General features: G+C 54.2%; 20 protein-coding genes. 5 read left to right on the forward strand and 15 right to left on the reverse strand.

What is annotated here, in order from left to right; all coding sequences use genetic code 11:
* The first annotated feature begins 46 nt into the window (after window positions 1-46).
* Window positions 47-1,684: an ABC1 kinase family protein gene (locus KNP85_RS11720; protein ID WP_214803179.1), complete on the forward strand. Its 1,638-nt coding sequence runs from the start codon at window positions 47-49 to the stop codon at window positions 1,682-1,684.
* Here KNP85_RS11720 and KNP85_RS11725 read toward each other — a convergent pair.
* Together KNP85_RS11725 and KNP85_RS11730 are read right to left on the reverse strand one after the other, a co-directional pair.
* Window positions 1,623-3,215, reverse strand: coding sequence for a GNAT family N-acetyltransferase (locus KNP85_RS11725; RefSeq protein WP_214803182.1), 1,593 nt, complete (start codon window positions 3,213-3,215; stop codon window positions 1,623-1,625). The genes KNP85_RS11720 and KNP85_RS11725 overlap by 62 nt on opposite strands.
* Window positions 3,208-3,723: a glycerol-3-phosphate acyltransferase gene (locus KNP85_RS11730; RefSeq protein ID WP_214803186.1), complete on the reverse strand. Its 516-nt coding sequence runs from the start codon at window positions 3,721-3,723 to the stop codon at window positions 3,208-3,210. Before KNP85_RS11730 ends, KNP85_RS11725 begins: the two co-directional genes overlap by 8 nt.
* Before the next feature lie 85 nt (window positions 3,724-3,808).
* Between KNP85_RS11730 and KNP85_RS11735 the strand changes: the two genes are divergently transcribed.
* Window positions 3,809-5,221, forward strand: coding sequence for an NAD-dependent succinate-semialdehyde dehydrogenase (locus tag KNP85_RS11735; protein WP_214716372.1), 1,413 nt, complete (start codon window positions 3,809-3,811; stop codon window positions 5,219-5,221).
* Window positions 5,222-5,259: 38 nt separating this feature from the next.
* On the opposite strand, the gene KNP85_RS11740 is transcribed toward KNP85_RS11735, so the two are convergent.
* From KNP85_RS11740 to KNP85_RS11765, 6 genes are all read right to left on the reverse strand, one after another.
* A complete protein-coding gene (locus KNP85_RS11740) occupies window positions 5,260-5,892 on the reverse strand; it encodes an HAD family hydrolase (RefSeq protein ID WP_214803188.1) in 633 nt (210 codons plus the stop codon).
* A gap of 119 nt (window positions 5,893-6,011) precedes the next feature.
* The gene (locus tag KNP85_RS11745) at window positions 6,012-6,380 is read right to left on the reverse strand and encodes a rhodanese-like domain-containing protein (protein ID WP_214803191.1); all 369 of its coding nucleotides are present in this window, start codon (window positions 6,378-6,380) and stop codon (window positions 6,012-6,014) included.
* A gap of 105 nt (window positions 6,381-6,485) precedes the next feature.
* Window positions 6,486-6,758 carry a DUF5327 family protein gene (locus KNP85_RS11750; RefSeq protein WP_214803194.1) on the reverse strand — a complete coding sequence of 91 codons (273 nt, stop codon included), beginning with the start codon at window positions 6,756-6,758 and terminating at the stop codon, window positions 6,486-6,488.
* Window positions 6,759-6,826: 68 nt separating this feature from the next.
* The gene (locus tag KNP85_RS11755) at window positions 6,827-8,122 is read right to left on the reverse strand and encodes a DUF2252 domain-containing protein (protein WP_214716378.1); all 1,296 of its coding nucleotides are present in this window, start codon (window positions 8,120-8,122) and stop codon (window positions 6,827-6,829) included.
* A 13-nt stretch (window positions 8,123-8,135) separates the two neighbouring features.
* A complete protein-coding gene (gene msrA, locus KNP85_RS11760) occupies window positions 8,136-9,086 on the reverse strand; it encodes a peptide-methionine (S)-S-oxide reductase MsrA (RefSeq protein ID WP_214716380.1) in 951 nt (316 codons plus the stop codon).
* 79 nt (window positions 9,087-9,165) lie between these two features.
* Window positions 9,166-9,348 (reverse strand): hypothetical protein, encoded by a 183-nt coding sequence (locus tag KNP85_RS11765; protein ID WP_214716382.1) that lies wholly within the window; start codon window positions 9,346-9,348, stop codon window positions 9,166-9,168.
* 88 nt (window positions 9,349-9,436) lie between these two features.
* Here KNP85_RS11765 and KNP85_RS11770 point away from each other — a divergent pair, with 88 nt between their 5' ends.
* The 3 genes from KNP85_RS11770 (at window position 9,437) to KNP85_RS11780 (ending at window position 11,605) form a co-directional block, all read left to right on the forward strand.
* Window positions 9,437-9,772: a hypothetical protein gene (locus tag KNP85_RS11770; RefSeq protein WP_214716401.1), complete on the forward strand. Its 336-nt coding sequence runs from the start codon at window positions 9,437-9,439 to the stop codon at window positions 9,770-9,772.
* A gap of 90 nt (window positions 9,773-9,862) precedes the next feature.
* Window positions 9,863-10,933 carry a diguanylate cyclase gene (locus KNP85_RS11775; protein WP_214803198.1) on the forward strand — a complete coding sequence of 357 codons (1,071 nt, stop codon included), beginning with the start codon at window positions 9,863-9,865 and terminating at the stop codon, window positions 10,931-10,933.
* Between the two features lie 147 nt (window positions 10,934-11,080).
* Window positions 11,081-11,605: a hypothetical protein gene (locus tag KNP85_RS11780; RefSeq protein WP_058764968.1), complete on the forward strand. Its 525-nt coding sequence runs from the start codon at window positions 11,081-11,083 to the stop codon at window positions 11,603-11,605.
* 247 nt (window positions 11,606-11,852) lie between these two features.
* On the opposite strand, the gene cydC is transcribed toward KNP85_RS11780, so the two are convergent.
* From cydC to argF, 7 genes are all read right to left on the reverse strand, one after another.
* The gene (gene cydC / locus KNP85_RS11785; RefSeq protein WP_214803206.1) at window positions 11,853-13,568 is read right to left on the reverse strand and encodes a thiol reductant ABC exporter subunit CydC; all 1,716 of its coding nucleotides are present in this window, start codon (window positions 13,566-13,568) and stop codon (window positions 11,853-11,855) included.
* Window positions 13,565-15,289 carry a thiol reductant ABC exporter subunit CydD gene (gene cydD, locus KNP85_RS11790; protein WP_214803209.1) on the reverse strand — a complete coding sequence of 575 codons (1,725 nt, stop codon included), beginning with the start codon at window positions 15,287-15,289 and terminating at the stop codon, window positions 13,565-13,567. Before cydD ends, cydC begins: the two co-directional genes overlap by 4 nt.
* A 128-nt stretch (window positions 15,290-15,417) precedes the next feature.
* The gene (locus tag KNP85_RS11795; RefSeq protein ID WP_214803212.1) at window positions 15,418-16,104 is read right to left on the reverse strand and encodes a Crp/Fnr family transcriptional regulator; all 687 of its coding nucleotides are present in this window, start codon (window positions 16,102-16,104) and stop codon (window positions 15,418-15,420) included.
* Between the two features lie 134 nt (window positions 16,105-16,238).
* Window positions 16,239-18,581 carry a glycoside hydrolase family 31 protein gene (locus tag KNP85_RS11800; protein WP_214803215.1) on the reverse strand — a complete coding sequence of 781 codons (2,343 nt, stop codon included), beginning with the start codon at window positions 18,579-18,581 and terminating at the stop codon, window positions 16,239-16,241.
* Between the two features lie 178 nt (window positions 18,582-18,759).
* Window positions 18,760-19,722 carry a carbamate kinase gene (arcC, locus tag KNP85_RS11805; protein ID WP_029594557.1) on the reverse strand — a complete coding sequence of 321 codons (963 nt, stop codon included), beginning with the start codon at window positions 19,720-19,722 and terminating at the stop codon, window positions 18,760-18,762.
* A gap of 15 nt (window positions 19,723-19,737) precedes the next feature.
* Window positions 19,738-21,213 carry an arginine-ornithine antiporter gene (arcD, locus tag KNP85_RS11810; protein ID WP_021065975.1) on the reverse strand — a complete coding sequence of 492 codons (1,476 nt, stop codon included), beginning with the start codon at window positions 21,211-21,213 and terminating at the stop codon, window positions 19,738-19,740.
* 53 nt (window positions 21,214-21,266) lie between these two features.
* Window positions 21,267-22,295: an ornithine carbamoyltransferase gene (gene argF / locus KNP85_RS11815; RefSeq protein WP_214715651.1), complete on the reverse strand. Its 1,029-nt coding sequence runs from the start codon at window positions 22,293-22,295 to the stop codon at window positions 21,267-21,269.
* Window positions 22,296-22,302 lie beyond the last annotated feature (7 nt).

Genomic DNA, 22,302 nt, shown 5'->3' on the forward strand with positions numbered 1-22,302 from the left:
AAATCAGACCAGTCGAGCGACTGCTTGTAAAGGATGTCGGTACTTTATGAAACGAATCGCCTTGTTCCGCATATGGATTATCGTCACAATGTTCGCCCGATTCATCATTAAAATTTACGCCTTCTCACGCAAACAGCAGCAAGGTCTCGCGTCGACCGAAGAATACGAGACACTCATGTTGAATCTCGCCCGCGAGTATAAGCGAAACGCGCTCCGACTCGAGGGGCTGCTAATCAAGCTTGGCCAATTCTTATCGATTCGAGCCGACTTGTTGCCCCCATCCGTTTTAAATGAATTGTCGGAGCTCGTCGACCGTGTCCCGACTTCAGGCTGGGACAAATCCCGCGCCATCTTGGAAGCAGAATGGGGCGTCCCTTACACACAGGTCGTGAAAGACGTCGGCATCGATGCCGTCGCCTCCGCTTCGATTGGGGAGGTATACGGCGCGACCCTGCTTGAGACAGGGAAGCGTGTCGCTCTGAAAATCCAGCGTCCGAACATCGAAAAAATCATTCGAACCGACTTTAAAGCGATGCGAATCGTCACGACGATGCTCAAGCGGACCTCGCTGGCAAAATCGACCGACTTAGATAGCTTATATCGCCAAATGATTTTTGTCATCGGGGATGAATTAAATTTCCAAACCGAATTAAAAAATGCCCTTTATTTCAAAGCGAAGTACGCCGAAAATCCGGACGTCTACATACCGGACTATTATGATCATCTCTGTTCGAACCGGGTGTTGACGATGGATTGGGTCGATGCGCGTCGCATCACCGACCTCGCCTTCTTGAAAGAGAATAACATCGATCGCTCCGCCCTGGCCGAACGCTTATTCACGATGGCGGCCGAGCAACTGTTGTTCGGCGGGAAATTCCACGCCGACCCACACCCGGGTAACGTGCAGATCCGAGCCGATGGCACGATCATCCTGCTCGACTTCGGAATGGTCGGCTCGACGACACCACAAGATATGGCGACCATCCGTAAAATCCTGCAGGCGTTCATCTCGCTCGACTATGACGGGGTCGTCGACGGCCTCGAAGACTTGCGCTTCTTGTTGCCGACGGCGAACAAGCACAATATCCGCCAGGCACTCGAGAAAGCGGTCACGTTCTATTTAGAGACCGATATCGACACGGTCGACACGAAATTGATTGAAAAAGTGTTGCAAGACATCCAGTTGCTCGTCAAGAACGAGCCGATTCAATTGCCAGCCGAGTTCGCGTTCTTCGGTCGAGCCGCCTCGACCTTGCTCGGGATTTTACAAATCCTTGATTCGAAAATCGATTTGTTTACGCTCGGTAAACCGATTGTCATTCAATGGCTCGAGGCCGACGGCACGACAATTCAAAACCGTTACGTCATGACGGCGCTCAACTACGGCAAGAAGTTGCTGAACGTCCCGCCGCTCCTCGATAACTATTTGAAAGAGCCGACCCGGAAGCGCCTGTCCGAACAAGCGATGTTCCAACGTGAGCTCGAGTCGAAAGAACTGCTCCATCGTCAAACGTTCAACGCTGGCTTGATTATCCTCGGCCTTGTCGTCGGGCTATTCGGCTATCTCCGACCGGATGAGTGGCTGTTCTGGTCAGGTGGCGTCGTCTCGGTCATCGCTTATTTCAACTCAAGACGCCTCGGTCGAAAGATTCGTCATTTGGCCCGCCAAGATTTCCGCGTCTGAACCCGTCACTCCCTGGAGTGGCGGTTTTTTTCTGGAGCCACGTCCCGATATAGGCGGCGACTTGCTGCAAATCCCGGTCGGTCGTCCATCCCATCGTCGCGACTTGGAGACAGTTCGCGTGCCGCAAATAAACGCTCTCGTACTGCACTTGATAGCCATGGAACGCCAATTGATGCCCTAGTTCAATCGAGGACAGTGTGTCTGGCAACGTGAGCGAAAAAATGCCCGGCGCTTGGTCGTCCCCGAGTTCAACCGATACACCGCGGCGCACCAGTTCATGTACGAACGCATCAAGTTTGGATTGATGGGTCGCAATCTCCGCGTCCGTCAGTTCGCGCAAGGCGACGTCCATCGCTTGAATGAGCGGGACCGATTGCGTGAAGGCGATTGGGTCATAGCCTGCCAAGTCCAAATAACGCGGAATCGACGGGTTCGGGACAGCTCGTTCTCGCATGGCGACAAACGCCAATCCAGGGGCATTTCGGAGCGCTTTGCCCGAGACGAACGTCACCAGATGCGCGAACGAATAGTCGGTCAGTTTCGTCCCGACCACACTGATGGCATCAATCGCAATCTTCGTCGGATGTGTTTGTGCATACTGACGCAACTGGTCCAAATCGACCAGCTTCCCCGTCGACGTCTCACAATGGACCGTCCAAATCCAATCTGGTGCATGTTGTCCGATTCGCTTTAAGTCGAGACGACGCCCAGCCGAAAGCGGGACGACATCAAATTCAAGACCAGCCCGATTGGCATGGTCAATCAGCCGCCGTCCGAACTCCCCTGTGTCGATGATCACGCCACGTCCGCTTAACTGGGCGGCGACGGCATCGTTCGCAATCGTCCCGCTCCCGAGCAATGTGTAAACATGGGGCAACTTGACGAGATGGCTCAGCCTCGACTGGACCGAATGGAGCAAACGGCTAGCCTCGGCCGACCGATGTGATATCGGCTGAGCGGCAAGCGCAGCGCGCACTTGATTCGACAGTTCGACGGGCCCGGCGAGGAGTAGCTTTGGCCGCAACGTTCGCGCGGTCTCTGACTGCATGAACCCATAGCGCGTCAACTGCATCGGCACGTATAACGCCTCCGACGTCCCGACCGGTTCTGCGAACGGGATAAACCCAAACCGTCGATATAGCTTCTGTTCGCGTACGGTTCCGCTGATGACAATCCCTTCCACACCCCGGTCTGTCGCTTCCATGAGCATCGCTCGCATAAGTCCGGCAAACGTCCTCGTGTTCCGATAGGCGGGCGTCACGGCCAATAGCCGGACTTCAATCCACTCTCCCGGTGGCAGCGTCACACCTTTTTGTTCAAGTGAAAACGGGTGCTCGTCCCTGATGGCACACATGGCAACGAGCTGCCCGTCCGCCAACCCAATCCAATATGTATTCGTGTCATGAAAGCGGTCGACGAGAAATCGGTCCGCGTTTGGATGGTGCTGCGGGATTTCCTCGACGAACGTCTCATAGTTCAGTCGGTGAATCGCCGAAGCATCCTCCGGCGTCGCTCTTCGAAATTCAATCACGTTGTTTCCCCCTTATGTGGTGATACACGATGAGTAGCATCGTCAAACTGGCCAATCCGACATCTGTTGCGTCCCCCCAGGCCGCGAGCGGCAGGAGCACGAGCATGACGAGCCCCGTCTCGCGCGAGTTACGCGTCACTTTGATGAGAAGCAACAACAGCAGAAGTCCCACGATAAACCATAGCGGGCTGTACGCTAATATAATTCCAGAAAATACGGCGTACCCCTTCCCCCCGGAACGAATATGCCAAATCGGATAAATGTGGCCGAGCGTCAAGGCGAGTCCGGTCTCAAAAAAGTACGGACCGCTGATTGACAACACGAGTACCGTCTTCAAGACGTCGAATCCGTAAACGAACAAAAAGGCTCGCTTCCCGCCAATCCGTAACGCATTGCGGGCACCGGTGTTCCCCGATCCGGTCGTAGCCAGATGTTGACCACTCCACATGCCGTACAAGCGCCCGCCCAGGATACTGCCGACGACATAACCTACGATGATGATCCACATGGCGACCCTCCTCTTTGTAAAATTGTGTATGATTTTTGAAAACGGGTACTTTTACAATGTGACCTAGACGAAAGGGGAAATCAAGATGCGAGTGGAGAACAATTTCATCAATGGAGAATGGATTGATACATCGGACACGATCGAGGTGCGCAACCCCGCCACCGGAAACATCATGGCCACGGTGACAAAGAGTGACACCGCCGAGGCGAAACAGGCTGTCGATGCCGCGCACGATGCCTTGAAGGACTGGCAAGAGAAGACCGCCGAAGAACGCGGCGCTCTCCTGCTCGAATGGAACCGCCTGATTGATGAACATACGGAAGCCATCGCTCGGACGATGGTCGAAGAACAAGGCAAGCCGTTACAAGAAGCCATCGGCGAAGTCCGCTATGCGAATGGCTTCATCGAGTGGTACGCCGCCGAAGGAAGACGCGTGTACGGCGAGACCATCCCGGCCTCGTCGAACAAGAAGCGAATCTTCGCCATCAAGCAACCGGTCGGCGTCGTCGCCGCCATCACGCCATGGAATTTTCCGGCGGCGATGATCACCCGGAAGCTCGCACCGGCTCTGGCTGCAGGCTGCACCGTCGTCCTGAAACCGGCCTCCGCGACGCCGCTGACGGCCATTGAACTCGTCAAACTGGCCGAGAAAGCCGGTTTCCCCCCCGGTGTCATCAATCTCGTCACCGGGAAAGCCTCTGACATCGTGAACACGTGGCAACACGATCCCCGTGTCCGCAAATTGACGTTCACCGGTTCGACCGAGGTCGGCAAGACGCTCATGCGCGGTGCCGCCGATACGATGAAGAAAATCTCGCTCGAGCTCGGTGGTCACGCCCCGCTCATCGTCACAGCGCAGGCAGACCTCGACAAGGCCGTGCCTCAAGCCGTCGCGACGAAATTCCGTAACGGCGGACAGACGTGCGTCTGTGCCAACCGAATTTATGTCGAGCAATCCATCGTCGATGCGTTCTCTGAAAAATTCATTGAGGCCGTCGCGGCGCTCGAAGTCGGGAACGGACTCGACGAAGGGACGGATATCGGCCCGCTCATCGACGAGGCCGCGGTCGAGAAAGTGATGAAGCACTTGGAAGACGCCCAAATCCGGGGCGGGGAAATTACGGGTGGCGAACAGCTCGACGGATTGTTCGTCCGGCCGGCCGTCGTCCGCTATGCGAATGAGGATATGCTGTGCATGAACGAGGAGACATTCGGTCCCGTCGCACCGATTGCGTCGTTCGATACGCTCGAGGAAGTAATTGAGCGGGCGAATGCGACCCCGTTCGGTCTCGCCGCTTATGTGTTCACGCAAGACATCAACGAGGCCCTCTATTTGGCCGAAGCGCTCGAATACGGCATCGTCGGCGTCAATGACGGTCTCCCGTCGACGCCGCAAGCACCGTTCGGCGGGTGGAAGCAGAGCGGTCTCGGCCGTGAAGGTGGTCACCATGGCATCGAAGAATTTTTAGAAATCAAATATATCTCGCTTGGACTTTAAAAAAATTCCGGTTGAACATCGCGTTCAACCGGAACTTTTTATGATTCGATATACGTAATCAAGTCGTTCGGCGTCGCAATTACATGATCCGCGAGCGCCCATTCGTCCTCGTTTCCAAACCCAAATCCAGTCAAGACGACCGGGAAGTCATGGGCCCGAGCCGCTTCGACATCCGATTTCCGGTCCCCGACCATCACATAGTCGTTCTCGCCGTGACGGAGGCGATGCGCCGTCAAAATGTCGGCTTTTTTCTCACCACTTACGGATTCGAGGCATTCTGGCGCCGTCATGAACTGGCGAATATTTTGCGAGTCGAGAATCAAGTTCAAATAATGGACACCGCAGTTGCTCGCGGTCGTCAACGTGTGCCCTTTTTTATGAAGCGCCTTGAGCATCTCATAGATGCCGTCGAACAAGACGAGCTGTCCTTCCATCGCCCGCTCGAGCGTCTCATGCCGCAACTTGCGGATTTGGCGAATCTCTTCAATCGTCGCTTCCGGGATGACGTGCTCCCAAAATGCGTTGCCGGCCAACCCGTAACCGGAACGAACCGCATCCTCACTCGGTTTCGGTAAATGTGGAAGTTGCTCCAACGCCTCGTGAATCGCTTGCGTCATCGGTCCGGTCGTGTCGACGAGCGTCCCATCGATATCAAATAAAATGACTGCCATTGTCTGGTCCCCTCTCTCTTTCCTATGTTCCTACCGTAGCAGAATCCCCTGAAAACCGAAAGCGGAAACGTTCCATAAAAATAGCTCTAGCTGAACATATTGTTCGGCTAGAGCTATTCTCATGATCCACGCCAGAAATTCATACCGCCTTTGACCGAGTAGACGTCCGTATAGCCGGCACTCTTCAACATGGCAGCGGCCCGCTGGCTTCGCATCCCGCTCTGACAGATGACGTAGACCGGACGATTTTTATCTTTCGGATACTGCGCGCTCGCATTGCCGAATCCTGACAAAGGCACGTTTTTCGCTTGCTTGATATGCCCGCCCTTGTATTCATGCGGTTCCCGGACGTCGAGCAATTGAATGTTCCGCTCTTCGGCAATCTTTCGTTTCAACTCATCCGTCGAGACCGTTTTCGTGCCGTTCCGCTTCGTCCACCAAAAATAAATCAATCCGATCACTACTGCAACAAACAAGAAGTCAAGCATAGTCACGCCTCCGTTAGGTATATTTTAGTTAATCCCATTATACCCCCTAAGGTATATAAGTCAACGCGAACGCCTCACAAAAAAAGCTGTGCCACGGGGCACAGCTTAAAAGTCGAGCAATGAATCAGTTTTCGGTTTGCCCTCTTCTTCAAGCGGAATTCCAAGGAACGCCGCCATCTGACGATCGAGCGGCGGCTTCGACTCGACCGGTTGGGCCACGGGAACCACTGCTTGTTGCGTCGGAGTCGAATCGGCGAGCAGTAGCTCGCAATACCCCATCAGCTTGGCCAAATGGCGCTTCTGGGTCTCTCCGCTCGACTGTTCGATTTGTGTCATCACTTGCTTCATCTGCAGGATGACCTGTTGTTCCGTAATCATCTATCGCACACATCCTTTACCGTTCCATTCTGAGGCAAACGAGGGGCTGGCCGCAAGTCCGATGCTCGTCAGACGTGAGTCTCTGAGCGCGTCGTGAGCCATGTCTGGAACGCTTCAAAATCAAACCGGACTTGATTAGCGTAAAATTGGGACCACCTTGTGATTTGACGGATAAACAGTGGGCGCGACACACCGATGGCCGCCGCGATGCGTTCACTCGCCTCATAATCGAGCACGTTTGCGTCCGCATCCGCCCGGGCATGAATCTTGGCGGTGATTTCCGCCTGCACTTTCAACGTCTCGATGAGCGATTCCTCATTCTTGATGTGCTTCGCTTTCACTTTTCGCTTATACGGTGACCGCTGACGGACGTAGTATTCATTCCCATCAATCGTCAAGTAGCCGAGATACGGGTCACGACTGTGCACCATGGCACGCTGGGCCGCGATGACACGGGCCCCTTGATGGGACAGCCCGTCCTCAAACAATGGATGCGTCGGCAAGAAGAGAGACGGGACGGCCGATTGGGCTTGTTTCATTTCAAGGATGATATCCTCGTCATGCTCCTCGTCCGCGCCTTCAATCAAAATATAATAGCGTTCGAGTCCAATCGAAGCGGTGCCACTCTCACGTTTAATGGCGATATCTTTAATCTTGTAATGGTCGGCGTGATGGCGATGTTTCTCCGATAACGACGACAAATAGTCCGGCCATGCCTGCTTGATTTGCTTCGCCGTCTTCGGACTGACCGGAACGAGGTCGTCACTCGTCGCAAAGTAACGCTCCTCATCCCGCACTTCCGTCCGCTCGGCCATGAACGCATCTTTCTTCTTCTCGGCCTTTTTAATCACTTTCTTGATCGCTTTGCACGTGTTCGCTTTCGTGAATTGGACATCTTCGTCTTTCCCATTCGCATAGCGCTCCATCGCGCGCGCATACGTGTCGGCATACGTCTCGATGGCCCGAGTCGCGTCAAAACCTGACTCGGCGGCAAACAAGTCGACCGAGATAGCCATGCGCAGCACGTCAAACAAATAAGAGCCGAGATACGCCTCATCAAAATCGTTCACATCGTAAATGATCGTCCCGGCGCCATCCTCGAACACACCGAAATTCTCAAAATGGAGATCTCCTTGAATGAACGTCGGATGGGACGCATCCGTATCGAACGCGAGCGGGACTTTCGCAAAGTCGTAATAGAACAAGTGCGAACTCCCCCGGAAAAACGAGAACGGCGTCGCGCTCATCTTGTTATACTTCTCGTCTCTGGCGGCTTCCGATAGATTCCGAATCGATTTGTCGTAGTAGTCCAATACGGTCGCGAGCGTCTCACGACGGATCTGTTGTTTGACGGATGTGAACATGGCCTTCTCTCCTTCACGCATCGAATAGGTGCTTGTACTCTCCATAACCTGCAGACTCAAGTTCTTCTTTTGGAATGAAACGGAGCGCTGCCGAGTTGATGCAGTAGCGCAAGCCACCGAGCTCTTTCGGACCGTCATCGAACAAGTGGCCGAGGTGGCTGTCGGCTCCCTTCGAACGGACCTCCGTCCGGACCATATGGTGCGTCGTGTCCATGTTCATGTCGATGCGCTTCTCTTCGATTGGACGCGCGAAGCTCGGCCAACCGCAATTCGATTGGAATTTATCGCGCGACGTGAAGAGCGGTGTCCCATCGATGACATCGACATACAGCCCTTCCCGCTCCTCATCCCAATATTCGTTTTGGAACGGAGGCTCGGTGCCGTTCTCTTGCGTGACTTTATATTGCATCGGCGTCAGACGATCTTTCAATTCTTTCTGAATCTTCTTGTCACTCCACGCCTCTTTCACGAACTTGGCCCGGCCAGAACCGACCCGGTACATCTCATAACGGAATGGGTTTTTCTTGTAATAGTCCTGATGGTAGTCTTCTGCTTCCCAGAACGTCTTCGCTGGGCGAATCTCCACTTCGATTGGTCGATCGAAGCGGCCTGAGTCTTCGATTTCTTGTTTTGAGCGTTCAGCCGCCGCACGCTGTTCTTCTGAATGATAGAAAATCGCCGGTCGATACGATTCACCCCGATCGTTAAACTGTCCGCCGCCATCGGTCGGGTCGATTTGACGCCAATAGATGCGCAACAGTTCCTCGTACGAGATGACTTCCGGATCGAACGTGACCTCGATCGCCTCTAGGTGACCTGTCGTCTCTGAACAGACTTGTTGGTAGGTCGGGTTGTCGACATGTCCGCCCGTATAGCCGGAAATGACGCGCTCGACCCCCTCATATTTATGAAACGGTTTGACCATACACCAAAAACAGCCTCCCGCAAATGTAGCTTTTGTCATAATAAATCCCTCCTTACTATGTAGTGTACCCAAAAAATCTCACAGACAACAAAAAACGAGAACCCCGAACGTGTTCTCGTTAGTCTTCTTCGACCCGATTCATATGTCGCATCACTAAAAATAAGATGACGCCGACGATGGCCGCTCCGAGAGCAGTCAATGCCAGATTGCCTCGAGCCGATAATGTATAAAAGATGGCTAACCCGATCAAGATGAGCGCAATCGGAATGAAGGCTCGTTTGAAATGGTCCCAATACCGCACGGACAGTCCCCCTTTTTCTCTATCATACCAAACTTATTTGCTAAGATAGAGTGGAAGATGATGTTCCATTTCGAAGGAGGCACCTAATATGGAAGTTGAACGATTATGGGCCAATCGCCCGACACTGATGTGGGAAGACCGAATGAACGAGGGAGATGACGTGTATACCGTCGAGATCATCTTTGCCGTCGATGCCGCGCTTCGGCGGTACGTGACCGCCTTGACACAGGCAGACGGCACGGAAGCAAACGTGTTAGCGGCCGTCCGCGACGTCGTATTGCGTTTAAACGAAATTGACGAAGAACACGACCATTTCATCGAGACGGTCGAGCGTGAGGAATTGTACGACTTCATTCAAGCCGGTGCCATTTTAGCCGGTTATGAGACGACAGAAGACGTGACGGAAGAATGGCGGGAATGGTGAACACATTATCCCCATCCATCAAGCGTCAACCTGGTTGTAATGTGCTAAACTGAAACTAATTATTTCCATTTCACGTTAGGGGATGCGTTCATGCTCACGATCATCAACTCATTTTTTCTAAATCTGTGTATCCTATTCACGCTATTCACGATTTCGTTTCTCCCTTTCCGAAACCGTCCACGGCTCACACCGAAATCACCTTTAAAAAGCAGAATTCTGCTCGGCGTTCAAACCGGGTTCGTCGCCTTGATTTTACTAGCGAACGCACTGCCACTTGAAGGGATCCTAATTGATTTGCGCTCCATCCCAATCTCACTTGCCGTCCTGTTCGGTGGATGGGTCAGCGGAACGGTTGCAGCCGTTATCTTTTTGACTGCTCGTTTTTTGATGGTCACCGACGGGGCGTACATCGGCTTTTATCTGGCCGTTTTGAGCATGATTGGGCTCGTCCTTCCCATCAGTCTATTGCGCCTCAAACTCGATAATACCCGCAATACGCTACTCATTTTCACGACAATCAGTATCGCTGTTTTCGGTACCGCCATCTATTACGCGTTACCGCTTCAATTGTTCTACCCTGTCATTTTTGCCTACGTCGTGATGGCATACGGCGGTGCCTGTGCTTCTTACCGGTTGCTCCAAGAGTTGCGACGTCACTTTGAGAACGTCCAGCACCAGCAACAACTTGCTCGGACGGATGCATTGACCGGCATCGCCAACCGACGTCTATTGAATGAAGCCATGGCCAACCTGAACGTCGAGGCGAAAGAGTACGCGTTGATCCTCGTCGACATCGACCATTTCAAGCGCGTGAACGACACGTACGGTCATGACGTCGGGGACGACGTATTACGTGAGCTCGGCATGTTACTCGTCGCCGAGAGCGACGAACGGCATCTTGTCGGTCGTTTCGGCGGAGAAGAATTTTTAATCATCATGCCGAACGCCAATCGAGAGGACGTGACTCGCCTCGCCGAATCTATACGAGAAAAAGTCTCGACATTCCCGTTCGAGACGAGCGCCGGGACGTTACATATCACGGTCTCGCTCGGCGCCTGCCATTCAAACGACATCGAAGTCGACAGCGTGTTGAAGCATGCCGACGAAGCGTTATACCACGCTAAGGAATCTGGTCGCAATCGCTTCATCTTGGCGTCGTAATCGGCGAATCGTTCGCAAAAGATTGCGGTTTTACGCAGTTTTCCCGCTTTACTTTCAACTAGTGAATCGGTACACTAGGCTAGACTTTGATTCGATGATTCTTACAGTTGATCATAGATTTGGACAGAAAAAGGGGAAACACATTTCATGACAGTATTGTTATCACTATTCGGTTTGATGTTTGTGGGATCGTTCATCCTCGACTATCAACGTGGCAAGACGTTCCGCCAGTCGCTCTTCGGGGGAGTCGACACGATGAAACGGAACTTACTGATCTTTTTACGCACGTCACTCTCAATGATGATTTTCATCGGCCCGCTCTTGCTTATCTCCATGTTTGCCTTCTCAGAGCTCGTCTCGTTCGAAACGGTCGCTGCGTTCATGATTTCCGTGCTCAGCATCGGTTTTGCGGAACGCATCATCGGGATGATCGTCGCACCGCTCGTCCGGACGTTCTGGCATCAGCGCGGCAAATTGATGCCGCTCTATCTAGACGCTGGCCTCTACATCTTCTTGCTGTCGATTCTCATCCTCGAGTTCTTGATGAACATTCCAGGTGTTGAACTCGGCGCATCAGCCATCGCTGTATTTTATGCGTTCGCGCTCTTCTATATCCGCTATTTGTTCAGCTTAATTCGCTTCACGTTCCGCAAGGGCGTACCATCAAGCTGACGATCGACCGCAACCCGAACCGGTTGCGGTTTTTTTATATCATTTTCTAATTGACAATGAGAATCGTTATCATCTATACTCAAGATGTAGCTCCCAAAAGCTTGACGTAAGCGTTCCCCAAACCATTGCGTCACGTGGATTCCCCTCCACGACACTCTTTTTGAAAGCAATGCGACAACCCCCATTGGTTGCACCCAAATTCGCCATCCAAAAAACGAGCGGCTCTCCGACGGAGCCGCTCGTTTTTTCATGCGAAAATATCTTGCTCGATCTGTTTCAAGCCATAGAAGACACCGCGGGACCGCATCAGTTCATCATACGTTCCCGTCTCTACGACGCGACCGCCTTCCATGACGATGATGTGATCGAAGCGCTCGAGCCCGGTCAGGCGATGGCTGACCATGACGAGTGTCGATGACTCGGCACGGCGGAAGACTTCGGCGAACACGTCCGCCTCGGTCCGCGCATCGAGGGCCGACGTCGCTTCATCGAGAATCCAGAGCACCCCGTTCTTCAAGAGCGCCCGGGCGATGGCGAGCCGTTGCCGTTCTCCGCCCGACAAGTTCGCCCCTTTCTCGAGGACAGGCTCATCGAGTGAGAAACCGAGCCGGACGCTCGCGAGCGCCGCTTCCATCTCAGCGTCGGTGAACTCTCCGGCTAACGCCAAGTTCTCGCGCACCGTCCCGAAGAAGAAGTGATTCTCTTGAAGGACGACGCTGGCTTCACGCCAGACCGATGCTTGGGTCACATCGTCCAACCGTTGCCCATTCAATCGGATCTCACCGGAATCAGGTCTGACGAAAGCGAGCAACAGTTGCAGGAGCGTCGATTTCCCTGAGCCGCTCGGCCCGACGATGACCGTCTTCGTTCCGCTTCGTAACGTCACATCCACGTCGCTCAGGACGTCGCGGTACGTATCCGGATAGCGATAGGTCACGCGCTCGAACGATACGTCCGGAGCGGATTCGAGTACCATGTCCGTCCGGGTGGCCTCGGCCGCGACGATTGCTTCACTCGGCTCGACGACTTCGAGCAGTCGATCGGCCGCTTGCTTGCTGTCGGCAAAGTGGCCTGGGAAGACCGCCATCGGTGTCGCGTTCTCAAACGCGGTGAGCGACATCATGATGAGCATGGCCAAAAATAGGCCGTTCAACTCGCCGTCGACGACGAGATACGCCCCGATGGCAAGAACACCCCACGAGACGAGCAGGGATGCCGCCACGACGAGTGACGAGTTGAAGAACTGATTCGTCACATCCCGCTTCTGCGCTTCGGCGTAACGGTCACTCTGTTCGAGCAGCTCGCCGCGTGTCCGTCCAAGTTGATGATGAAGCAACAAATCGCGATATCCGTACATCATCTCTGTCATCCCACTCGACAGGTCACCCCGTAAGGCGCGAAGCTCGCGGTCGTGCTTGGCACGGATTCGGGCGAAGAACGCCGGAATCAAAAAGCCGGTCACGAACACACCGAACAAAATCCAGAGGCTGACCCACATCGAGAAATACGTGACGAAAAAAATCGTACTCAAGAAGACGAGCACCAAGATAATCGGCGGATAGAATACCCGTAAAAAGTAGTTTTGCAAGTTCTCGACGTCACCGACGACGCGAGCGAGCAAATCCCCGCTCCGATACTTGGCAAAGATGCTCGGCACGAGCGGTTCGAGCTGGCGGTAAAACCGGACCCGCAACTCGCTCAAAATTGTGAATGTCGCTCGGTGCGAGGCAAGGCGCTCTTGATAACGCGCACTCGCCCGAATCACACCGAACAATTTAATCAAAACGACAGGCACCATGAGCGCATAGAGCGGCGGTACGAGACCGGCCCGTGAGACGAGGTAACCGCTCGCCGCGAACAAGGCGACGGCCGCGATGCCGGCCACGTACCCAAAGAAGATCGAGAGGATGATATCCTTCTTCTCGCGCATCATCCATTTCGTGATCGTCCAAAGTGAGTTCATCCTCTCACCCCTTTCTGTAGCGTGAACAAGTCAGCGTATTGCGGAACGCTGAGCAATTCGTCATGCGTGCCTTGGGCGAGGAGCTTCCCATCGTCCATGAACCAAATCGCGTCCGCCTGCTTGATCGTATGCAAGCGATGCGCGACCGTGACAAGCGTCGCCTCGCGCGACAACTCCTCAATCGAGCGCCGAACGATTTGCTCCGTCACTAAATCGAGCCCTGTCGTCGGTTCATCGAACAAGATGATGCCCGGTCGTTTCAAGAAGGCGCGGGCCAAGGCGAGCCGTTGCCGTTCGCCTCCAGACAATCCATAACCGCCTTCACCGAGTTCGGTATGAATGCCGTTCGGCAATTGCGCGATGACATCGTTCAATCCGGCTGCATTCGCGGCTTCAAGGATGTTTATCTCGTCGGCCGTTTCCCCGAGGGCGATATTATCGGCGACGGTACCGGCGAACAAATACGGATTTTGTGAGATGTAGCCAATCGTGTCATACCATGACGAATCGGTGTATGTCTCGAGCGGTTCTCCGTCGACGAGGACACGTCCACTGTCCGGTTTCACGAGCCCGGACAACACGTTCAAGACGGTCGTCTTGCCGGACCCGCTCGCCCCGACGAGCGCCACGTGGGCACCGGCAGGAATCACACCGCTTAATGGATGCAGCGTAAAGCGTCCACCTTCATAGGCGAACGAGACGGCGTCGAGCTCGAGGTCGGGTGTCGGGCTCGTCAACGTCCGGTCGCCCCAGGTCAAGCGTTCATCCGGTGCATCGAGCGCCTCGAAAATACGGTCGGCCGCCCCCATGCTGCCTCGTCCGGTGTGGAACGCACCGCCGAGGTCTTTGATGGCCAAATAGTATTCCGGGGCCAAGACGAGAATCAAAAAGCCGGAGAAGAACGTCAAGTTCTCCCAGACGACCATTTGGAGCGCCACTTCGAGTGCGACGACGCCCGTGCTGAGCATCGAGATGAACTCGAGCATGAGACCCGACAGGAACGCCGTCTTCAAGACGACCATCGTCGCGTCGCGGAAATCGAGACTGCTCTTTTCAATCGCTTGCGCCTCACGCTCGGTCCGACCGTATAGTTTGAGCGTCGTTAATCCTTGCAACACGTCCAAGAACTTGCCGGAGAACTGATTCATTTTCTCCATCTGCTGTTCTGACTTCTTCTGGGTCGCAATCCCGATGATGATGAAGAAAATTGGGATGAATGGAGCCGTCACCATCATGATGACGCCTGAAATCCAATGTTGGCTGAAGACGACGACGAGAATGAGTAGTGGAATAATCGACGTTTGAATGACTTGCGGCCAATATTGGCTGAAGTAGGCATCGACTTCGTCGACCGCGTCCATGAACACGCTCACCTTTTTACCGGATTGACCGGATATTGACGTCTCAATCGGATTCGACGTATAGCGGTCGAGCAATTGCAATCGGAGTGTTCGTTTCGCCTTTTCTGACAGGCTCGCTCCAATCCTCCCCGACATATAGCCGAAACCAGCTCGTGTGACGAGCGCGAGGATGAGCCACCCGAGCGTCGGAACGATGCTTTCAAACGATGCATTTTTTAAAAAGACTTGATCGACAATGTCGACAATCAAATAGGCTTGAGCTAAAATCGACAACCCGATCATCACTGCCGCGATGATGAGTCCGACGATATGGCGTTTTTCTGCTAAAGCAAGAGCTTGCAGTCGTTTCACTGCGTTCATCCTTTCTATCAATCAGGAGACTTTTTCTTTGTGAGGATTCTCACTAATTATACCTGATGCACCCTTGCAAGGCGAACGCTGCGCTTCCTCAGACATGCAAAAAACGCCACGTCCCACACGCGGCGCCATCACAGCGACTGTTCAAAATATTCAGGATGACCGATCATCAATTCCCGCGCATCAAATTGAAGCACGTCTTCTTTTCGCAACCGCGACAAGATGTTCGATACGGTCTCTCGTGACGTGCCCGACAAGCGCGAAATCTCAATCGTCGTGAACGGGCAGCGGACACGAACGCCCGTCGCTTCCGCCTCCCCGAGGTCTTCAATCAAGTAATGAATCGTGTTGAGCACCCGGTCGGTCGCACTCGGTGTGATGATGTCCTGGACACGGCGCTCGTGCAAATCGAGAATCCGGTTCATCTGTCCGACGATGTGGAACAACATCGATGCGTTCCGCGAGACGAGTTGTTCGAATCGATCGGTCGGCATATAGATGACCTCGATATCGGTCAACGCCTCGGCTGAATGTTGATAGTACGGTTCCGTCAGCAAGCCGCGATACGGGAACAACTGCTTCGGTTTCAAGTAGTCCGTATATTGATGTGTCGCCGTCTCGTTGCAACGTTCAAGCTTCACATAACCGCTAATCAAGAAATAGACCCGTTCCCGGGGATCGCCCTCTATGAACAAGAGTTGACCTTTCCGATACGTGCGGCAATAGACATGCGGCAACAGCGCCTCGAGCTCTCGTGTGGCACATTTGGCGAACACATCAAGCTGTCTCAAATCGTCCACCGTCCATTTTGGTTTCATGTCGCATCCTCCAATCCATCTCGCCTCTCTTTTAAGTATAAAGCGACCTCTTATTGAAAACGCTTACAAAATCCGACGATTTTCTGACAAAAAAAGAAGGGCATGAACCGCCCCTCTTCGTCACAATAAAGTATTCAGTCGAGCATCAATTCCATGATCGCGTCTTGCAGGTCGCGATCGAGTTCGAGCGCATGTAAATCGAACAGCCATGCTTCGAGTCGCGTCTTCGCCGCCGCTGACCGGTATAACCGGTCTTTTAAATCGTATGAGATTTCCGCACGGTCCAAGAAGCGATACAACCGATCGAGACGATGGTCGTTCGCCGTCACATCGACCGGGAGTTCCACGGTCAGCTCGTCTCTGATCGGTCCGAGCTCGAGGCGAAGCGTCTGTGTCTCCCGTTTGTATTCACCAGACCCGGTCACCCCTCGAAGGAGCAACGTGACATGGCGGTCCACCGGTAACACAGACCGGTCACCTGTCACTTGGATATGAAGACTCCGTTCCTCCCAATCGAGCGTGAACGTCGTCTCGGCGTAGGCTCCCGTCTCATAGCCACGGTCCTTCCCATTGTCTTCATAGAGCGTGAACGTGTTCGAGGCGCCTGGGAAGATGAGCACTTCCAAATCGGCCGGGTTGTCGGTATCGTTTCGACCCGAATGGTGTGGTGCCATCGGGATAATCGCCCCGGCTTTGGCGAACACCGCCTGATCTTCGAGCCCACGGAACATGCGAACCGATTTGTCTCCGCTGTAGCGATGACCCGTGAAGAAGTCGAACCAGTCGCCTTTCGGTAGCCAGACGTTCGTCGCCGCCACGTGGAGCTGTCGATTCATCGGTTCGACGATTGGGGAGACGATGAGTTCACTGCCGAAGTAATACTCATTCGGCACCTCATATGCCGCGTCTTCGTCCGGGTGCTCGTAATACATCGGTAAGACGAGCGGCAAGGCGCCGACATGGTTGCGCCAGTTCATCGTATAAATGTATGGAATCAATTGATGGCGCAGACGCAAGAACGTCTTCATCGACCGTTCCGCCTCGAGACCGAAGCGCCACGGTTCTTTGCCGTTGAACGTACTCAATGTCGAGTGCAGTCGCATGATCGGACTGAACACCCCGAACGCGACCCAGCGTGCGGCGAGCTCGTCGTCTTTCGAACCGCGATAATGCCCGCCGATGTCATGGCTCCACCAGCCGTAACCGATATTGGCCGCCGTCGCTGTAAAGTACGGTTGGAAGGCCAGGGACGCCCACGAAATCAGCGTGTCACCCGAGAATCCGACCGGATAGCGATGACTGCCCGGCCCCGCGTAACGGGAGAAGATGAGCGGACGGTTGCCATCCCGGGCGATATCGGTCGCATGATAGTGATTCAACATCCAGAGCGGGTCGAGCCCCTCCATTTTCGAGGTCGAGCCTTGTTGCCAGTCAATCCACCAAAAATCGACGCCGTCGACTTCATGCGGATGGTGCATCTGCTCGAAATAAGCTTGAATGAAGCGCTTATCAGAGAAGTCGAACGGGATGCGGTCACCCTGGGACGGGTCGATGCCCATCGCCTCGGCCATCGCCGTATACTGATCTTCGAAGGCACGCACGCCGTCCGCCGGGTGCAAGTTCAACGTGACGAGCAGACTCTCTTGTTTGAGCCACGTCAAGAAGCCTTTCGGGTCCGGGAACAGGTTTTTATTCCATGAATAACCCGTCCATCCGCTCCCGTATTCTTCGGGGACATCTGTGACGTGCCAATCCATGTCGATGACGCTGACCGAGAACGGGATGTCTTCTGTCTTAAACCGACGCATGAGTTCTTTATATTCCGTCTCGTCGTAGCGCCAATAGCGGCTCCACCAGTTGCCGAGCGCTTTTCGTGGCAACAGCGGCGTCGGGCCTGTCAGTTGATAGAAGTCACGCAGCGCCCGCTTATATTCATGTCCATAACCGAAATAGTACAAGTCATGGATATGCTTCCGTCTCGGTTCCACAAAACGATCCTCGGTCATGATGAACGAATCGGAGTCATCGATGACGGCATATCCTTGTTTTGAGGCGATGCCCTCACCGAGTTCCGTCGCCCCGTCGACATGGTCGAGCGTTCGCGCCGTCCCTTTCAACGTCCGCTCCGGTCCGTTAAATGTATAGCGGCTATAGTACGTACTGAAGTTCCCTTTCACATCGACGTAGAGCGCGTTCGGCGCGAACGGCCCTTTCGTGTAATAGAGGTGGACGTGCTCCGTGATGATTTGCAGTTCTGTCTCATCCTCGATCACGCGAAACTCCGGGACTGCGAACGCCCGGTTAAAGACGACTTGGGTCGGCCGGTCCTCGAACACCCCATCTTCCGCGTATTCCATCCGAATCAATTGGCTCGTCAGCACCGTGAAGCGATAGCAGCTCCCTTGGACGATTGCTCGATTATCTGCCTGTGGCTTCATTTGTTGCGTATAGACGTTCTCCTCTTCAAATAGACGCATAAGCTCGAGCGTTGCCGCTCTTCGTCACTCCCCTTCTAAATTGTGCAAACGTTTACACTCAAAATGATAGCAATGTCTAAATCGACATACAACATTCCTTCCCCATGTCGGACCATAAAAAACGACGAGCTACCAATTCAGAAAAAAACCACAGACGCTGATGTCTGTGGCGTTGAGCTTATTGTTGGAGCGTCGCGGCGAGTCGGACGCGCGTCCCGACCTCACCTCGGACCGCCGCAAGGGCTTGTTCGAGCGACGTGATGACGGCAACCCGGTCGTGTCCTGATTCGGCGAACTGAAGGGCCGCCCGAACTTTCGGCAACATACTGCCCGGTGCGAACTGGCCTTCGGCGATATACGTCTCGAGCTGTTCTTTCGTCGTCTCCTCGAGCGCCCGAGCCGACGGGGTCCCGAAATCGACGAATACGTGCTCGACGGCCGTCAAAATGAGGAGCATGTCGGCGTCGACGAGATCGGCGAGTTTCGCAGCGGCGAAATCTTTATCGATGACCGCCTCGACACCGACATAACCATCTGGTGTATCGATGACGGGAATCCCGCCGCCGCCAGAGGCGACGACGATGTGCTCATGGGCGACAAGGTCACGGATGACCGCGTGTTCGAGAATCGCCACTGGAAACGGACTCGGGACGACGCGGCGATAGCCGCGACCGGCGTCTTCTTTGAACACATAACCGGTCGTCCGTTCCATCTGTTGCGCTTCCGCCTCGTCGTAGAAGGGACCAATCGGCTTCGTCGGGTGACTGAAGGCACTATCGTTCGGGTCGACGACCGACCGCGTGACGATTGGCGCGACCGAACGTTCCAAACCGCGCGATCTCAGAGCTTTCGTGAGGGCATTCTCGAACCAATAGCCAATCATCCCTTGTGTCATCGCCCCGCAAACGTCGAGTGGCAAGGCCGGCGTCGCCGGACTATCTGACGCAGCCTGTTGCAACATCAAATTCCCAACTTGCGGCCCGTTCCCATGGGTGATGATGACCTCAATCCCTTCGGCGACAAGCGCGGCAAGAGATTCAGCCGTCGCCTCGACGGCTCGAATTTGAGCCTCGGCCGTCGCATCTTTTCCTTGTTGAATCGCATTTCCACCTAGTGCGATGACTACTCGTTTATTCCGCATATTGGTTTCCCCCGATCAAAAGACTGAGATATTTCCTGAGACGATGCGCACGACGGCCAAGATGGCGAGCGCGGTCAAGACACCGGCCACAATCCATTCCGTCTTCGTCAACGTCTTGATGCCGTTCTCACGCTGTGCCTTGATGTAGAGCAACGTACCTGGTGCGTACAGTAAGGTCGTCAAGAGCAGATAGTCGATTCCAGCCGCATAGATGAGCCAAATCCCGTAAATCGAGGCGACGGCTCCGATGATGAGATCGCGGGTCCGACGTTCACCGGCGTTGTAGCCGATGCCGTTCTTCGCGACTTTGACTTGATAGAAAGCCGAGAAGACGTATGGAATCAAGATGGCGCTCGAAGCGAGCGAGAAGGCGAAATTATACGCCGCATCCGAGAACAGGAACGTGAAGAGGAACAATTGAATCAATCCGTTCGTGAGCCAGAGCGCGTTGGCCGGCGCGCTGTTTTTATTCTCTTTCGTGAACCATTTCGGGAACACGCCGTCTTTCCCGGCCACGAATGGAATCTCGGCGGCAAGTAACGTCCAACCGAGCCACGCCCCGAGGACAGAGATGACGAGACCGCCGTTGATGAGCATCGCGCCCCACGGTCCGACCGCCGACTCGAGCAAGTACGCCATCGCCGGTTGTGAAGCGTTCGCCACGTTCTCTGGATTCATGAGACCGAGCGACATGATCGAGATGAGCAGATAGATGACGAGTGTCCCGAGCAACCCGATGACCGTCGCTTTCCCGACGTCCGAGCGCTTGCGGGCCCGTCCGGATAAGACGACCGCCCCTTCGACACCGATGAACACCCATAGTGTGACGAGCATCGTCGAGACGACCTGGTCTCTCACACTACCCCATGAGAAACCACCCTGGCCCCAGAAATCGAACGTGAAATTATCGAGGTTGAAGAAGAATAAGGTGATGGTGATAAAAGCAAAAATCGGTACGAGTTTCGCAATCGTCGTGATGATGTTGATCATGGATGCTTCATGAATGCCTCGTAAAATGAGCGAATGAACGAGCCACAGCATAATCGAGGCGCCGATGATGGAGGCGATGTTTTGACCGCCTTCGAAGATTGGGAAGAAATAACCGACCGAACTGAACAGGAGCGTCGCATAGGCGACGTTACCAAGCCATGCGGAGAGCCAGTAGCCCCACGCCGAGTTGAACCCCATGAACTGACCGAAGCCGGCCCGGGCGTAACTGTACACCCCGCCGTCGAGGTCTGGACGACGCATCGTCAAATTTTGAAAACTGAGACCGAGTGCGATAATCCCGATTCCGGTGATGACCCACCCAATCAAAATCGCCCCCGCGTTCGCACCTTGGGCCAAATCGGCCGCTAAGTTGAAGGCTCCCCCGCCAATCATCGAACCGACGACGAGTGCCGTCAACGCCCCGAGCCCTAATCGTCGATCCTTTTTCTCCGGTTGTACGCCAGCCGTTCCACTTGAGTCATGCGCTATTTTCGTAGACATTGAACTCATCCCTTTCGTTTAGTACGAACCGGAGGGGAAACCCCTCCCGTCCGTCAGCGTTCAAGCCATTCGTTCGTGTCGGTGAGCGTCGCCGCCATCACAGCTTTAATCGTGTGCATCCGATTCTCCGCCTGATCAAAGACGAAGGAATGACGACTCCGGAACACCTCGTCCGTGACTTCCATCTCGGTCAGACCATATTCGGCATGGATGGCTCGGCCAACCTCGGTCTCCAAGTCGTGGAAGGCTGGCAGACAGTGAAGGAACATGACGTCTGGATTATTCGTCTTCGTGAGCATGTCCATGTTCACTTGGTAAGGATGGAGCAACTTGATCCGCTCGGCGAATTCCGCCTCTTCGCCCATCGACACCCACACATCGGTGTAAATCACGTCGGCGTCGGCGACCGCTTCATCGATACTCTCGGTCAACGTAATTTTCGCTCCCGTCTCGGCAGCGACCGAGCGGGCAAAATCGACGACCTCATCTGACGGCCAGAGCGATTTCGGCGCGCAGATGCGCATGTCCATTCCGACTTTGGCCCCACCAATCAAGAGCGTGTTGCCCATATTGTTGCGTCCATCGCCGACATAGACGAAGCGAATGCCAGACAACTCGCCTTTCTGTTCTTTGACGGTCAAGAAGTCGGCCAAGATTTGAGTCGGATGATATAAGTCCGTCAACCCGTTCCATACCGGGACACCAGCATCTTTGGCCAAACCTTCGACCGTCTCATGGGCGAACCCACGGAACTGGATGCCGTCGAACATACGTCCGAGCACGATGGCCGTGTCTCGAACCGATTCTTTTTTGCCGAACTGGATATCCGATTTCCCGAGGTATTCCGGATGCATGCCGAGATCGATGGCCGCCACAGTAAACGCACAACGCGTCCGTGTCGATGGTTTTTCAAACAAGAGCGCCACGTTCTTCCCTTCACAGATGCGATGCGGGACGCCTTGTTGCTTTTGACGCTTGAAGGCGGCCGATAAATCGATCAAATAGTTCAACTCGTCTCCTGAAAAATCGTTCAATGATAGAAAATGACGGCCTTTCAAATCAAAGTTGTACGTTGTGGACATGCTCGTT

The sequence above is a fragment of the Exiguobacterium sp. s194 genome, assembly GCF_018618275.1.
GTDB lineage: Bacteria > Bacillota > Bacilli > Exiguobacteriales > Exiguobacteriaceae > Exiguobacterium > Exiguobacterium chiriqhucha.

Bases quoted from the DNA above. Each gene is read 5' to 3' on its own strand.
- KNP85_RS11755 (WP_214716378.1), bottom strand. From the start codon at position 8,122: ATGTTCACATCCGTCAAACAACAGATCCGTCGTGAGACGCTCGCGACC.
- KNP85_RS11775 (WP_214803198.1), top strand. From the start codon at position 9,863: ATGCTCACGATCATCAACTCATTTTTTCTAAATCTGTGTATCCTATTC.
- KNP85_RS11730 (WP_214803186.1), bottom strand. From the start codon at position 3,723: ATGTGGATCATCATCGTAGGTTATGTCGTCGGCAGTATCCTGGGCGGG.
- KNP85_RS11740 (WP_214803188.1), bottom strand. From the start codon at position 5,892: ATGGCAGTCATTTTATTTGATATCGATGGGACGCTCGTCGACACGACC.
- KNP85_RS11745 (WP_214803191.1), bottom strand. From the start codon at position 6,380: ATGCTTGACTTCTTGTTTGTTGCAGTAGTGATCGGATTGATTTATTTT.
- KNP85_RS11770 (WP_214716401.1), top strand. From the start codon at position 9,437: ATGGAAGTTGAACGATTATGGGCCAATCGCCCGACACTGATGTGGGAA.
- cydC (WP_214803206.1), bottom strand. From the start codon at position 13,568: ATGAACTCACTTTGGACGATCACGAAATGGATGATGCGCGAGAAGAAG.
- KNP85_RS11750 (WP_214803194.1), bottom strand. From the start codon at position 6,758: ATGATTACGGAACAACAGGTCATCCTGCAGATGAAGCAAGTGATGACA.
- KNP85_RS11780 (WP_058764968.1), top strand. From the start codon at position 11,081: ATGACAGTATTGTTATCACTATTCGGTTTGATGTTTGTGGGATCGTTC.
- KNP85_RS11735 (WP_214716372.1), top strand. From the start codon at position 3,809: ATGCGAGTGGAGAACAATTTCATCAATGGAGAATGGATTGATACATCG.
- KNP85_RS11720 (WP_214803179.1), top strand. From the start codon at position 47: ATGAAACGAATCGCCTTGTTCCGCATATGGATTATCGTCACAATGTTC.
- msrA (WP_214716380.1), bottom strand. From the start codon at position 9,086: ATGACAAAAGCTACATTTGCGGGAGGCTGTTTTTGGTGTATGGTCAAA.
- KNP85_RS11800 (WP_214803215.1), bottom strand. From the start codon at position 18,581: ATGCGTCTATTTGAAGAGGAGAACGTCTATACGCAACAAATGAAGCCA.
- KNP85_RS11795 (WP_214803212.1), bottom strand. From the start codon at position 16,104: ATGAAACCAAAATGGACGGTGGACGATTTGAGACAGCTTGATGTGTTC.
- argF (WP_214715651.1), bottom strand. From the start codon at position 22,295: ATGTCCACAACGTACAACTTTGATTTGAAAGGCCGTCATTTTCTATCA.
- arcC (WP_029594557.1), bottom strand. From the start codon at position 19,722: ATGCGGAATAAACGAGTAGTCATCGCACTAGGTGGAAATGCGATTCAA.
- arcD (WP_021065975.1), bottom strand. From the start codon at position 21,213: ATGTCTACGAAAATAGCGCATGACTCAAGTGGAACGGCTGGCGTACAA.
- cydD (WP_214803209.1), bottom strand. From the start codon at position 15,289: ATGAACGCAGTGAAACGACTGCAAGCTCTTGCTTTAGCAGAAAAACGC.